We start from the raw sequence: 14,706 nt of genomic DNA on the forward strand, positions 1-14,706 counted from the left end.
AGTCTTAACATTTATTTATGATTTACCCTATTAAACTAATTCAAGGTTTGTGCGTCTAATGAAAAAAACTAAAGTAAACAATAATGAAATTAATCAAACCTTTTTTAATTCTTGCCTTTTTTTTAATAGCAATAACAGGATTTGCGCAACCCGGTGGAGGAATTCCTAAAATTAAAATAACTGGAAAAGTTATTGAAAAAATAAGCAAACAACCATTAGAGTATGCAACCATCACTTTTTCATTACCTAATAATCCAAAACCCGTAGCCGGAGGAATTACAAATGCAACTGGAGATTTTGATGTTGAAGTAAAACCAGGTACGTATGATATCAAAATTGAGTTTATCTCTTTTAAAGGAAATGATATCAAACAAAAAAACTTAACTAAGAGTATTAATCTTGGAGTAATAGGCTTAGAAGAAGATGCGGCACAATTGAATGAAGTTATTGTAAGAGCAGAGAAAACTACCGTTGAAATAAAACTTGATAAAAAAGTTTACAATGTTGGTAGTGATCTTATGGTAAAAGGTGGAACCGTAAGTGATGTATTAGATAACATCCCGTCAGTGTCTGTAGACGTTGAAGGAAATGTGAGTTTAAGAGGAAATGACAACGTAAGAGTTTTAATTGATGGTAGACCCTCAAACGCAATTAATATCTCTGAAGCATTACGACTAATTCCAGCTGATGCCATTGAAAAAGTAGAAGTAATCACAAATCCATCTGCACGATATGATGCGGAAGGTGGTGGAGGTTTACTAAACATTATCCTTAAAAAAGGAAAAAATCAAGGTTTGAATGGAACTATAATTGCGTCTACTGGTTATCCTGAAAATTATGGTTTGAGTGGAACCTTAAACTACAAATCAAAAAACTTTAATCTTTTTACAACTCAAGGTTACAATGATCGTAACAATCCAGGAAATGCTTTTACCAATACTGATTATCTAAATGATAATAATGAAGTTACTAATGCCGTAAATGAATCTCGTGAAAATGACCGATTCAGCAAAGGATACAACGGTAATTTTGGAATGGAATGGTATTTAAGTGAAACCGCTTCATGGACCAACAGTATTAATTATAGAAAAAGTAACGGTAACAATATTGACAACGTTTTTCAAGATTACATTAATGCTGATCGCAGTTTTGATTATAGAAGAACGCGTATCAATTTAGAAAATAGCGACAGTGAGAATGTTGAATTTGCTACAAATTATATCAAGAAATTCAAAAAAGATGGTCACAAACTTACAGTTGATGGATCTTTTTCTATTAGCGATGAATTTAATGATGCATTAATTACTGATAATCGTAGCAATTCTAATACGACACAACTAGATATTACCCGTAACAATCAGTCACAAAACCGTAATTTAGTTCAGCTAGATTATGTACTTCCTTTTGGTAAATCAAGTCAATTTGAAGCCGGATACCGTGGAGAATTCTTAGAACTACTAACAGATTTTAGAGTTGACAATAATGGTGTAATTAATAATAATTTTACAAACACATTAGAATACAAAGAGAAGGTAAATGCCTTATACACGCAATATGGTTTTAAAAAATCAAAATTTTCAGCACTTTTTGGTTTGCGTTTTGAAGATTCAAATATCAATATCAATCAACTTGCTACTAACGATTTTAATACTAAAAAGTACAATAACTTTTTCCCGAGTGCTTTCTTTACTTATGAAATCTCTGATGCAAGTAGTGCCTCAGTAAGCTATAGTCGAAGAATACAAAGACCAAGAGGAAGAATGTTAAACCCATTCAGCAACTTATCTAGTAACATCAACATCTTTGTGGGTAATCCAGATTTAGATCCTGCTTTTACAGATGCTATTGATTTTGGATACATCAGAAGATGGGAAAAACTAACTTTTAACACATCTTTATATGTAAACAAAACAACTGATGTTTTTCAATTTGCTAGAAGAGAATCTGGAGATTTTGTAAATGGAATTCCTATTACAATTAGCTCGCCTATTAATTTAGCTACAGAATACAGAGCTGGTTTTGAATTCACACTTAACTATTCTCCTTACAAATGGTGGAAATTGAACGGTAACTTTAATTTCTTTAGAAATGAAACGCAAGGAATAAACGAGTACACCAATTTTAAAAACGAAAAAGTAACACAAGATTTTAATAACATTGCTACTTCTTGGTTTACCAGAATCACCTCAAAAATAACGTTGCCATACAAAATTGACTGGCAAACAAATGCCACATATAATGGTCCTCAAAATAACGCACAAGGAAGAAGTTTGGGTGTATTTGCAGCAAACTTAGCATTTAGTAAAGATGTAATGAAAGATAAAGGAACTGTATCCTTTAACGTAAGTGACGTTTTTAATTCTAGAAAAAGAATCATGGAAACTTTCCTGCCTCAATTTGCAAATTCTTACAGCGAAATGCAGTGGAGAGTGAGACAGATTAACGTATCATTTACATATCGTTTTAACAAACCTAAAAACGAAAGAGAAAAACCAACTCGTAAAATGCAAAATGATAACGAAGGAGATTATCAAGGATAAAAGAAAAGGACTCATGCAAAATGAGTCCTTTTTTTATACATTTAAATCAAAAAAAAAAAGAACTCATAAAAATGAGTTCTTTTATAAATCTAAAAAGCTTAAACTGATTGTTCTTGCTTCTTTTTTGCTTTCTTTTCTTTATATGCTTCCCAACTTGCACCTCCAACCCAATAGGATACGAAACCAACTAGAAAAAACATTAACCAAAATCCCATTGTTAGGATGGTTAAGAAAAGTAAAAAGCCTAAATACTGTGAAAATTCAAACATGTTTTCCGGAATTTTGAATGTAGCCACAAATATAACTCTAATTATTTTTGGTAGCAATAAAAAAACACAAAAACTAAGCATCTGCTTGTTATAATATTAATTATTCTTAAATTACAGAACTACGAAAATCTATAGATCAAATCGTGATCCCTAATAATTTTATGAATTAGTAACCATTTCCATCCAATTAATAATTCCATTTAAAATGAAGTATAGAATAGAAAAAGATACATTAGGCGAAGTACGTGTACCAATAGATAAATATTGGGGAGCACAAACAGAACGTTCTAGAAATAACTTCCAAATTGGTGAACCAGCATCTATGCCAAAAGAAATCATATATGGTTTTGCATACTTAAAAAAAGCGGCTGCATACACCAATTGTGATTTAAAAATTCTATCAGAGGAAAAACGAGATTGCATTGCTCTGGTTTGTAATGAAATTTTAGAGGGAAAGCTTAACGATCAGTTTCCACTAGTCATTTGGCAAACTGGGTCAGGAACTCAAAGCAATATGAATGTAAATGAAGTTATTGCAAATAAAGCTCAAATTCTTAAAGGTTTAGAAATAGGTAAAAATCAATTTATTAATGCAAATGATGACGTAAATAAATCACAATCATCAAACGATACATTTCCAACGGCAATGCACATTGCTGCCTACAAAATAATAGTTGAAAGTACTATTCCAAATATTGAAAAATTAAGAGATACACTACATAAAAAAGCAATTGAATTTAATAATGTTGTAAAAATAGGTCGTACACACATGATGGATGCTACGCCTATAACACTAGGACAAGAAATATCAGGATATGTAGCCCAATTGAGTTATGGTTTGAAAGCTTTAAAAAATTCACTACCACATTTATCTGAAATAGCACTTGGAGGGACTGCTGTAGGAACTGGTCTAAATGCTCCAAAAGGATATGCTGTGAAAGTTGCTCAATACATTGCTGAATTTACCGGACACCCATTTATTACTGCCGAAAATAAGTTTGAAGCCTTAGCTGCTCATGACGCTATTGTTGAGAGTCATGGCGCTTTAAAACAATTGGCCGTTTCTCTAAATAAAATTGCAAATGATATCCGCATGCTGTCCTCTGGACCACGATCTGGAATTAATGAAATCCTCATTCCTGAAAACGAACCAGGTTCATCTATAATGCCTGGCAAAATAAATCCAACGCAATGTGAAGCATTGACCATGGTATGCGCACAAGTAATAGGAAATGATGTCGCAATTACTGTAGGTGGAATGCAAGGACATTATGAATTGAATGTATTTAAACCACTTATAGCATCCAATTTTTTACAATCAGCAAGACTTCTTGGTGATGCATGCTTGTCATTTGATCTTCATTGTGCCCAAGGAATAGAACCAAATCATACTAGAATTAAAGAGCTACTGGATAACTCATTAATGTTAGTAACTGCCTTGAACCCCAAAATAGGATATTACAAATCAGCAGAAATTGCTCAATCCGCTCATAAAAATGGTACCACATTAAAATACGAAGCAGAACGTCTTGGATATGTAACACCAGAGGATTTTGATAATTGGGTACAACCTAATGATATGGTATAATACAAAAAACCCTGTAAATTATTTTACAGGGCTAATAGATTTATTTAGAATTTGCTAATTTGTTCTCGCTTTTAAAGCATTATACTCCGCAATTAAATCCATGGATCGGTATAATTTTAATAGCAAATCAGAAACTGTTTTATCACTAGGTTGTAAGGCATTAGCTTTTTCTAGATACTTGATAGCGCCTTTTACAATATCATCCATTTTAACTTTTAAATTATCATAGGCAAGCATTTCTTCTTTAGAAGTTCCTAATACACTCATTTGCTCACTTATTACTTTTTTCTTGTCTAAACTTAAATATGCCATTTCTAAATATCCATCAACTGAATTAGGATTATAAGCAATGAGCTGCTTGTAACAGTTTTCAGCTGCTGCTAAATCTTTTTTTTCTCTGTAAATAAAACCCATATTTAAAAGAATCTCACTTTTCTTAGAAGCAGCCATCACATTTCTAGGGTTTTCAGCAATTCCTGCTTTTACATTTGTGTCTCTATCGGCTGCAGTTAAATACAATTCTTCAACTTTAGACTTTTTATTAACAGCATAATATTCCATAACTCTACCCGTATAATTGAGTTTATTTAACTCTTTATAATTTCGTAAGGCAGACTCATAATCATTTACCTTCATAAAATAAGAAGTCGAAAGGTATAAGTTAAGGGTATCTTTTTTGTCTATCTCATACAAGGAATACATTTTTTTTGCTCCTTCACTGTAGTTGTTTACTTTTAAATCAGCAATAGCACTACCTTGAACCTCATCCTTAATTAACTTAATCGCTTCGCGGGCTTTTACAGAGTATTTATAGGTTTCAATACGGTCTTCCTCATCAATCAATTCCTTGTAAGTAGCAACGGCAGATGAAAGGTTTGCAGCTGGGTCAATTTTTTGATCCGCTAAACTTTTATAAATTTCAGCTTTTAGTTTATAAAACTCTGATTTATCATCGGCAATAGCATTATTTATTAAATATTGCGATTTTTTTAAAATAGATAATGCTCCCTGAGAATTACCGTTTTTAAACTGTAGTTGTGCCTCTTTGATTTGTTCTTTTTGGGCATATCCAGCAAAAATGAAGGATAAAATTAATACTAAAGTAAAGTTCTTTTTCATGAAATCTGTACGGTATTTGGTTAATAAAATTATTAAAATATCAAATTTTAACATTTAACACTATATTAAGTGTAGCAAATTAGATTATTTAATTCATTTTCAAAAACAATACCAGAAATATTTTTTTTATTTTTTTATTTTTTTTCTATTGATAAATATTTACTTAGAGTTTGAATTTATGATTTGCTTATTTTTTTTTTGATTTTCGTGTAAATATTGATTTTGCTCTCCAATATCTTGTGTTTTTTTTTCTAATTTACAAATGAATTATATATTGCTGCTTTAAAAAAATAATTAAGTGTTTTTCATCTTTATTTGATTAAAAAATTATTTACCATCTACAAAATCTTGTAAATAACTAAATCGTTTTGTTAACTTTCCGTTTTCAGTAATTTTAGATCTTAGTAAAATACCATCTTTATCTTGATTAAAAAAAGCAGGCATTACTTGAGCAATAAACATTTCACCAAAACCTTCGCTCGCATCTTTGGGTAATTCACAAGGTAAATTATCAACAGCCATTACTACAATTGCAGCAGGGTGAAATAATTCAACTTCCTTATCTTCACTGGGTAAATAACCATACAATGGCTCTTCAATAGTAGATGCTCTCAGGGTACAGGCAACTGGACCATTTACATCACACGACACATCTCCTACAATTTTAATAGCACAATCTGTAGCTTGTAACATTGCTCTTGATAAAATTACTGGCGCTTCATTTGCATGAAAATGCCCTGCTATATAAATATCCGAAACTTTTGAAAAACGCTCAAAATTAGACTCGTACAATTGAGGATTATTGTAAAAATCATTAAAATCGTTTATAGATTTATCCTTTCTAATATTGTAATCTAAGACATCAATTTGTGTATAAACAGGTTGCGTATACTTTTTAGTTAAATAATTTTCAACGGATACTTCTTTAATTTTTATAGCATCTAAAACCTCCTTGATACCGTTCCCAACTTTACCCGTACCAGTAACCACAAATTTTATAGGAGGCAACACAACACGTTTAAGATGCATAATTAAAGCTTCTTTTCCTGCTAATGTCTCTGCTTTAGGCAACTTAAACAATTCAAATTTTAAACCAAATGCTCTAATACTATTGTAAGCCCCCACGATACCAGCATATCTCCCAAAACCAATAAGCCTTTTATTAGATGCGTCAACTATAGTTTCATAATCATATAAATCTATGTTTTTTTCTAAAATGGCTTGTAATAACTTTCTATTATATGGTTGTTTCTTAATGGTATGCGAAAAAAAGAAATAGGATTTATTAGGAATTAAATTTCCAACAGGAACTTCTTTAACTCCAAAAAGAAAATCACAATCACTTACGTCCTCAATTACAGAAATTCCTTCATCTTCATATTGTGAATCATTAAAAACCCTACAATCTGATGACTCAACCTCTACTGACACTCCTTCATAAGTAGCAATAATTTGTTTAATGGCATTTGGTGAAAAAATAACTCTACGATCAGGAGGGTTTTTTCTTTCTTTTATAATTCCGAATTTCATGTTTTTATACCTTATAATTAATTTAAATATAACTTTACGACTATTATTTGTTACAAATATAACAAAAGTATCTTAAAATTTTCATTTTTAGAAAAAAAGGATCAACCAAAGATTTTACTATAGCTTGAATAACAATTTACTAGCAATTACCCCTTAGCTGAAAGGCTTATAAAATTGTGTTAAGGTCTAAAATAACTACCCTTAAAAAGGCTTCGTTTCTATATATTTGCCTTTAAAGCCACTTCTGATGAAATTTCCAAAAAAAACAAATATACTACATATTATACTGCTCCTATTCATTTTAAGCTCTTGCGAAAAGGAGAAAAAGAAAGTAGAACTTAGAGATGATCAACTTCCTAAAACTACTTTGCCTATAATGAAACCTTTATTGCAAAAAGAACCACCACTGGAGGCACTATATGTAAACCAAAAAAAAGCACAAATAGATTCATTTTACAAAAAAAACTGGCCTAATAATACTGCTAATGGGAGTTTTTTGGTGGCTAAAAATGGTCAAATCATTTTTGAGAAGTACGAAGGTTTTTCCAACTTTAGTGATAAATCATTAATAAATGCTAACACACCATTACATATAGCCTCAGTGAGTAAAGTGATTACGGCAACTGCTATCTTAAAATTAGTAAATGCTAAAAGAATTACATTAGACCAAAAGGTAAATACGCTCTTAACAGAATTTCCATATCCTGATGTAACTATAAGAACGCTGCTTAACCACCGCAGCGGAATGCGTAACTATGCCTATTTTACAGATAGAGATGAAAGTGTTTGGGACAGAAAAAATATTTTAACAAATCAAGATATTCTGACTTTACTTGCCACTAAAAATATCGAATTAGAAAATAAAACAGATACCCGATTTAGTTACTGTAATACTAATTATGCCATTCTTGCTTTAATAATAGAAAAAGTAACCCAGAAAACATATAAAGATGCTATGGCGGCGCTCATATTTAAACCTCTTGATATGAAAAACACTTATGTTTTTGATTACGAAAAAGACAAAAATACAGCGGTTACATCTTATAAAGGAAATAAAGTCGAAATAGGCAAGGATTATTTAGATGCTATTTATGGTGATAAAAACATATACTCAACTCCTAGAGATTTATTAAAATTTGACCGTGCTCGTAGTAGTTCTCAATTCTTAAATCCGTCGTTATTAAAGGAAGTCTACAAAGGATATAGCAATGAGAGAAAAGGGACAAAAAATTACGGTCTTGGTATTAGAATGATCAACTGGGATACGGGACAAAACTTTTATTTTCACAATGGTTGGTGGCATGGTAATACCTCATCCTACATTACCTTAAAAGAGGAAGGCGTTACCATTATAGCATTGTCTAATAAATTTACAAGAAAAACCTACAATGTGAGAAAGCTGGCCGTTCTTTTTGGGGACTATCCATTTAAGTTTGAAGTAGATTAAATTTAGGCACAATTTTTGAAAATAGCTTGAAATTAGTTGTACATTTGCAACCTAATTAAAAAAGGGGTCGACTGGTTTTGACAGCAAGTCGAATTGATACATAAGCACGTCGAGAACTGGGACAATTCTCGTTAATAAAAGGTTTCAAAACATTTACACGGCGAAGGAAACTACGCTCTTGCTGCATAATCCGAATTATAGTAAGATTAGCCTCGTCCTACCAGGTAGGAAAGCAGGATTCTCCTCGAAAGCTCTGGTTTTTAGCGTTCGAAACAGGGGAATCGTAAATTAAAACCTAGAATTTTGTAAGCTACGGGCAATTTTCGAAACTAAAGTAGCTAAGCAAAGTGTGGCTGTTTCTGGCCTAGCACTGCGTCGAAAATTCAATCAGGAAATAAGCGCGTAGAAAGTGTATGAATTGCTTGTTTGGACCCGGGTTCGATTCCCGGCGACTCCACTGGATGGGATGATTGAAAAATCATCCCTTTTTTTATTGTACAAAAGCAAACCTTTTTCCTTCATTAACAGGTGATTACGAGGCAACAAATCAATCATTGCAGGTGTTCTATAAATGCCATCCTGATAGTATAAGTTGCTGTCGAACACCATTTTTACAAATTCTCTCTTTTGGGTAATAGTAGCACGATTATATAATGATTTTAAATCAACAAGTAAATCCAAGTTTTTTTGTAAAATTGTAAATACATGTTTATCCACATGGCTTAGACGAGTGATAGAATCTTTGCAAGATGTGACTGCGGTATTATAAGTGTTGTACCATCTATCATATGTGTCTTTAGATATCTCATTTTTAATCCATTTCTATTCAACAGAAAACATTTTTTCTTGAGCTGCATCTAGTAGAATTTTCTTTTGGTTTATTACAAGTTTATTAGATTTTAAATTCTCTTCAATTTTTGTAACAGATGACTTTTTAACAAGTGCAAATTTCAGGTTAACATTCCAATTTGAAATTCCTAACTTAGCTTTCATTTCTTTTGAAAAACTAACTGCTGTATTTATTTTTCCTTCACTATCGGTTTTAGTAGTTATAAAATATCTGTTTTTGTAGTAAGCACTGTCTTTGTGTGCTTTTACATGAAAATATATTCTAACCTCTTCGTTGCAAAAATTAGGAACAGTAGCTTTAACATAGTTGATTTCGCCTATAAAACCAGATGTGGTTTTAGGCGTGCCGCTGGCATCTGTCCAATTGGATTCAATGACTGTTGGATGTACCTCTTGTATTTCTTGTGATGAAGTTGATTTTTTTGTTCTCGAATATTTTCCTATTATTTGAGTGGGTTCTTTATAACGTTTAGTAGCTTGCTTTGTTTTCAAAATTCTTTTAAGCTTGCTTCTAAGTTGTTTTTTTTTTAGCAAGTAATTTTGATAAATGAAAAATAGTATAGTGAGTCGTCCTAAAATAGGTTGACAAGTTTTATAATAAATTAATTAAAACCAGTGAATTTGTTCTCACTGGTTTTTTCATATACAAAGTTAGGTGTTTTCATATTTAAACTCAAATGAGGTCTTGTAGTATTATAACACTCTACCGATTCCCTAATTAACTGATTAAGTTCATTAGCTGATTTACATTTATAAATGAGGAATTCCTGTTTTAAAATACCATTTATCCTTTCTGCCAGAGCATTTTGATAACAATCATAACCATCAGTCATAGAAGTAATAATGTTGTTTTTGTTTAATTCATTTTGATAAATTTGAGAGCAATATTGTAGACCTCTGTCTGAATGATGTATTAATTGAAGGTTTGTTTTTCTGTTTTTAATAGCCATTCTCAAGGCCTTAACCACGTTTTCTGCACTCATATCATCACTTAAATGATAACCAACTATTTTTCTGCTAAAAACATCAGTAACCAATGATAGATAATGTGTTCTTTGACTGGATTTGACATAAGTTATATCGCTAACAAAAACTTGTTCCGTTCTGTTGATGACAATATCTTTAAATAAATTTGGATACTTTCGTAACCAGTGTTTAGAAAAGGTGGTTTTGGTGTAATTTTTCATTGGCTTAACAAGCATTTGTTCTCTTTTTAAATAAGCAAAAAATGCATCTCTTCCGATTTTAATTCCATTTTCAACAAAAGATTGTTCTAGTAAAAAATAAAGTTTTCTTGTACCTAAACGAGGCATTACTCTTCTTTGTTTTTCAACGAGTTGCCTTACTATTAACAATTCTATCTCTCGTTCTAGACAACGTGCTTCCTGCTGATAAATAGCTTGTCGGCTTATCCCAAACAATCTACAAGTTCTAGACATACTTACACCTTGTTCTTGTTGGATGCGTCGGATGGTTTGGGAGAAAACTTTTTTCTAATTTGAGTACCATATTGATTGTCTGAAATATCAATCATGGTGTTAAGGACAGCATTTTTTAGCTTCTCATCAGCTAATTCTTTCTCTAATCTTTTAATGCTTTGAGCTGGAGTTTCTTTAGATTTAGCCATGAACAATAGGTTGGGTTTACTCCAATCTAAAGTACCAAATTTTCTTAACCAAACCAAAACAGTGCTTCTGCCTTGAATTCCATACTTCTTTTGAGCTTGCTTATATGTAAGTTCGCCTTTTTCTACTTGCGAAATAACAGCTAATTTAAAGCCCAAATTATAATCGCGCTGACTACGTTTTTCTGGTCTGCTTTCTGATATACTCATAATAAGTCGATTTTATGTCAACTTATTTTAGGACGGGACATAGATATAAAAAAAAAGCTACTGGTGAGAGTAGCTTTTGGTTATTTATTCAATAAAATTAGTTATTCTTCTTCAAGGTTTATTAATTTATTTCCATCACAACCTATATGATAATCATTGTTTATTATATATAAATCTTCAAAATCATAATTCATTTCAAAAACAAGACTGTTTTTCACATAAAATTGATAAATATTGTATTCTTTGTCGGCTGCATTGCTTTTTACAAATTTACCATACATTATTTTGTCTTCTAGTTTTACTTTTATTGAATCGTTAGTAATAAAATCAATTTCAATATTACATGCACTGCCAATAGATTTTATTTTTTTCTTGCTAGTCTCTTTTGTAGCGATTTTAATATTTTCGAATGTTGCATCTTTATTAACTTTATTACAGGATACTATTGTAAATAATAAAAATAAAATTTTAATCTTATTCATTTTTTAATTCTTGTGTTGTTGTAAGCTCTTTCAAAAAAAGCCACCTTTCGGTAGCTTTTAAATTAGTTTTCAAATTTTGTTACTTTTTTTAATGGTGTCCATTCATTATAAGTTCCTTCTCCACCAACCCCTTGAATATAAAATTGACCTCCTTCTTTTTTGATAGTATAACTCGCTTTACTATGTTCACATCTTTCATCACTATCTTGAACATAAAATAGTTCTAATTTATTGTTATTTTCTTTACCTCTGTAACGACCACTGCATAACTCAGAACCAGTTTCGTGTAAAGAAATTTCATTTTCTGAAATATTAATTTCATAATTATACATTTCCCTGCCGTGGTTTGTATAGTCTCCTTCAACTGAAACTGTGAATTTGCCTTTGAAATTCTCTGAAATTGATTTAGTTATTTTGAATTTCCATTTTTTTATTAGCTTTTTATTTAAAAATAAGTTTAAAGTTTTAAACTCATTGAAAATTTCAACTTTTACTACTATATTTCTAGATTTAAGATTAATTGTATCTATTGTCTTATATCTTTCAACATCTTGATTATCAAGAAATTTATTAACTGAAAAAATATATTCATCGGTATTCTGTATGTTATAAAGACCATACCAAATACTATCTATAGATGTTTCCTTAAAATCTAATGCTTTTACATCAACTAGTTCTGTCATTGCATTGAACTCATTATTTATAAAAATATCTTTTTGTTGTTTTTCTTCATAAACACTATCGATTGGCTTGATTTTATTATTTAAGTTATTTGTTTTAGTAATATTATCAGCTTTTTTACAAGATAAAAATACTAATAATAATGTTAATACCATATAAAATAAAGTTTGTTTTTTCATATTAATTTCCTGTTTGTTTATTTCTATCTGGATTAGTTACTGCATCCTTATTAAGTTCATTAATTGTTGTTAAAGGATTTAATCTTCCTCCTGTCCTAGCACTTGTATTTCGTACTTCAAAATGTAAATGATTCATTTTAGAGGCTTGCCCTGAGGCATTACCTGTTTGGGCAGGTTCTTTATAACGTTTAGTAGCTTGCTTTGTTTTGAAAATTCTTTTAAGCTTGCTTCTAAGTTGTTTTTTTAGCAAGTAATTTTGATAAATGAAAAATAGTAGAGATATAAAAAAAGCTACTGGTGAGAGTAGCTTTTAACTTATTTAAAATTTATTTACTTCTTCTTGAACTCTTTATCACTAAAATCTGTTTTTAAGATAATTATATGATCATTTACAATTTCAAATACTAGTTCTTTAGCAATACTATATTCGTTTACACTCCATACTTTATTTCCTTTTTTTATAGCCTCGAAACTAGATTTAATAGGAGGAACGATTGGTCTTTCTAAAATCTCGGAAGGTTTTACATTAATAATTATTTTTAACAACTTTTCTTCTAAAGGCTCAACTTTTACTTTAGCAACAAAATATCCTTTTTCATAACCTTCTCCTGTATCTTCGTACAATTCAGTATTTGCATATAGTAACCCTTGTAAAGTAACTTCTCTAGATTTACCATAATCATCTTTCTCTTCCCAAGCATAACCTTCAAATTCTTTTAATTCCTTAATATCTTTTTTTTCTAATTTTAAAAAAAGGTTATGACTAGGATCTTCCTCATTTAAGAATCTATATTCTCCTTTAAAATCATTTAAATTTTTATTTAATATAAGTTTTTCTTGAATTTTATCATCTTTATCTTTTTTAACTACTGAATTATTTCTTCTATTTGTATTAGCTCTTTCGTCTTCATTTTTACAACCTAAGAAAAGTAAAAAAACAATACATGCTAACAATTTATATTTTTCCATAAATCTTTTTATTTTTAATCGATAGAATTCCCCGAGGCTCTGCCTCGTGGGTAAAAGAGGAAAGTTTGAAAACCTTAGGTTTTCATATAACTAAAAATTTACTTTCTTCCGATTGCTACCTCGAGGCTCTGCCTCGAGGTAGTTCATTTTACTCAGGTTTATTAATACTTAGATAGCCGCTAAAGGCTATGCCTTTTATAGATTCGCCATATTTATTGTAGTAAATTATTCTTATTAGACTTCCTTTTTTACCATCTTTAAAAAAATATTCTTTTGAGTAAGGTGTTATTTCAACTCGCTCTCCTTTTGGAACTTTAGTGAGGACATACTTTTTGTTACCAAAATTTTTGTCCCCATCTAGATCATCATAAATTTCCAATCCATTTTTATTTGTAACAAACCTCTCGCTTTCTAGTGAAGGATTGGTTACTAAAACACTTTCAATTTCTTTAAGGTCAATATATTTTAATCCTTCTTTTTTAATCAATATTTTTGCGAAATATTTGTTAATGCTGCCCACTTTTTTGACTTTTATATCTCTTAAGTATTTAAATGAAGAACTAGAAGAAATATATTTGGATTTTTGATCATCACCTAATTCATATATTTTTAATGAATCTTGATTTGCATATAGTTCGTCTTTATTATTTTTTATTTCATAAATTGACTTAGGTATTTTTTGACTTGAAAAATTAGCTTTAGCTAATGTAATATCTAAAGATAAGAGATCAGCAAAATAACCTTTTGATGGTTTTTCGTCACTTTTAAAATAATTTTCTATATTCTCTCCGTCCCTTGAAGTATAGCTGAAAGTATATTTTTCTCTATAAAAATCATAATATTCTTCATATTCTATGGGATAATCCAATCCCTTATTACCAGCTGTTAAAGTATCTTTTATATAAACTAAAGCATCAAAAAAATTATTCCTATTAATATGGTAACCATTTCTAATATAACTTGAAGGGCTATCCCCACCATAACTTTCAGAAAAAGTTTTTAGTTCAACTCTATTAAGTTGGTTTTTAAAAAAGAACAAATTAATTGAATCAGTTTTGTACTTATAAATTAAACTTTCTTTTTTATCATAATCTGACCAATACTCTCCTTTTTCAATTTTACTTTCTTTTGTTTTTTCTAGTTGATTACCTTCTTTTTTATGACACGAAATAAACAATATACCTATTAATAAAATTAGTTTTCTCATAAATTATTCTTC

At 30.2% G+C, this 14,706-nt stretch carries 13 protein-coding genes and 1 other RNA gene; 4 read left to right on the forward strand and 10 right to left on the reverse strand.

Going from position 1 to position 14,706, the window contains the following annotated elements:
• Positions 1-83: 83 nt before the first annotated feature.
• Positions 84-2,540 (forward strand): outer membrane beta-barrel family protein, encoded by a 2,457-nt coding sequence (locus LQ189_RS08345; protein ID WP_230155727.1) that lies wholly within the window; start codon positions 84-86, stop codon positions 2,538-2,540.
• A gap of 98 nt (positions 2,541-2,638) precedes the next feature.
• On the opposite strand, the gene LQ189_RS08350 is transcribed toward LQ189_RS08345, so the two are convergent.
• Positions 2,639-2,809, reverse strand: coding sequence for a hypothetical protein (locus tag LQ189_RS08350; protein WP_086453821.1), 171 nt, complete (start codon positions 2,807-2,809; stop codon positions 2,639-2,641).
• 205 nt (positions 2,810-3,014) lie between these two features.
• On the opposite strand from LQ189_RS08350, the gene fumC reads away from it, so the two are divergent.
• Positions 3,015-4,397 (forward strand): class II fumarate hydratase, encoded by a 1,383-nt coding sequence (gene fumC / locus LQ189_RS08355; protein ID WP_230155728.1) that lies wholly within the window; start codon positions 3,015-3,017, stop codon positions 4,395-4,397.
• A 54-nt stretch (positions 4,398-4,451) separates the two neighbouring features.
• On the opposite strand, the gene LQ189_RS08360 is transcribed toward fumC, so the two are convergent.
• Complete coding sequence (locus LQ189_RS08360) at positions 4,452-5,516, reverse strand: tetratricopeptide repeat protein (protein ID WP_230155729.1); 1,065 nt, start codon at positions 5,514-5,516, stop codon at positions 4,452-4,454.
• 327 nt (positions 5,517-5,843) lie between these two features.
• Positions 5,844-7,046 (reverse strand): NAD(P)-dependent oxidoreductase, encoded by a 1,203-nt coding sequence (locus LQ189_RS08365; protein WP_230155730.1) that lies wholly within the window; start codon positions 7,044-7,046, stop codon positions 5,844-5,846.
• 247 nt (positions 7,047-7,293) lie between these two features.
• Here LQ189_RS08365 and LQ189_RS08370 point away from each other — a divergent pair, with 247 nt between their 5' ends.
• On the forward strand, positions 7,294-8,493 hold the full coding sequence (locus LQ189_RS08370; RefSeq protein WP_230155731.1) for a serine hydrolase: 1,200 nt from the start codon (positions 7,294-7,296) through the stop codon (positions 8,491-8,493).
• A gap of 63 nt (positions 8,494-8,556) precedes the next feature.
• Positions 8,557-8,953: a transfer-messenger RNA gene (ssrA, locus tag LQ189_RS08375) on the forward strand.
• Positions 8,954-9,315: 362 nt separating this feature from the next.
• On the opposite strand, the gene LQ189_RS08380 is transcribed toward ssrA, so the two are convergent.
• From LQ189_RS08380 to LQ189_RS08410, 7 genes are all read right to left on the reverse strand, one after another.
• Complete coding sequence (locus LQ189_RS08380; protein WP_230155732.1) at positions 9,316-9,834, reverse strand: hypothetical protein; 519 nt, start codon at positions 9,832-9,834, stop codon at positions 9,316-9,318.
• 110 nt (positions 9,835-9,944) lie between these two features.
• A protein-coding gene (locus LQ189_RS08385; RefSeq protein ID WP_230155733.1) for an IS3 family transposase occupies positions 9,945-11,176 on the reverse strand; the annotation gives its coding sequence in 2 pieces (ribosomal slippage) (positions 9,945-10,816 and positions 10,816-11,176; 1,233 coding nt in all).
• Positions 11,177-11,277: 101 nt separating this feature from the next.
• Positions 11,278-11,658, reverse strand: coding sequence for a hypothetical protein (locus LQ189_RS08390; RefSeq protein ID WP_230155735.1), 381 nt, complete (start codon positions 11,656-11,658; stop codon positions 11,278-11,280).
• A gap of 62 nt (positions 11,659-11,720) precedes the next feature.
• Positions 11,721-12,518, reverse strand: coding sequence for a hypothetical protein (locus LQ189_RS08395; protein ID WP_230155736.1), 798 nt, complete (start codon positions 12,516-12,518; stop codon positions 11,721-11,723).
• Position 12,519: 1 nt separating this feature from the next.
• Positions 12,520-12,768: a hypothetical protein gene (locus LQ189_RS08400; RefSeq protein ID WP_230155738.1), complete on the reverse strand. Its 249-nt coding sequence runs from the start codon at positions 12,766-12,768 to the stop codon at positions 12,520-12,522.
• A gap of 80 nt (positions 12,769-12,848) precedes the next feature.
• Positions 12,849-13,487 (reverse strand): hypothetical protein, encoded by a 639-nt coding sequence (locus LQ189_RS08405; RefSeq protein WP_230155740.1) that lies wholly within the window; start codon positions 13,485-13,487, stop codon positions 12,849-12,851.
• A gap of 148 nt (positions 13,488-13,635) precedes the next feature.
• On the reverse strand, positions 13,636-14,694 hold the full coding sequence (locus LQ189_RS08410) for a hypothetical protein (protein WP_230155742.1): 1,059 nt from the start codon (positions 14,692-14,694) through the stop codon (positions 13,636-13,638).
• Between the last annotated feature and the right edge of the window lie 12 nt (positions 14,695-14,706).

The organism is Flavobacterium sp. CECT 9288 (assembly GCF_918731615.1).
Lineage (GTDB): Bacteria > Bacteroidota > Bacteroidia > Flavobacteriales > Flavobacteriaceae > Flavobacterium.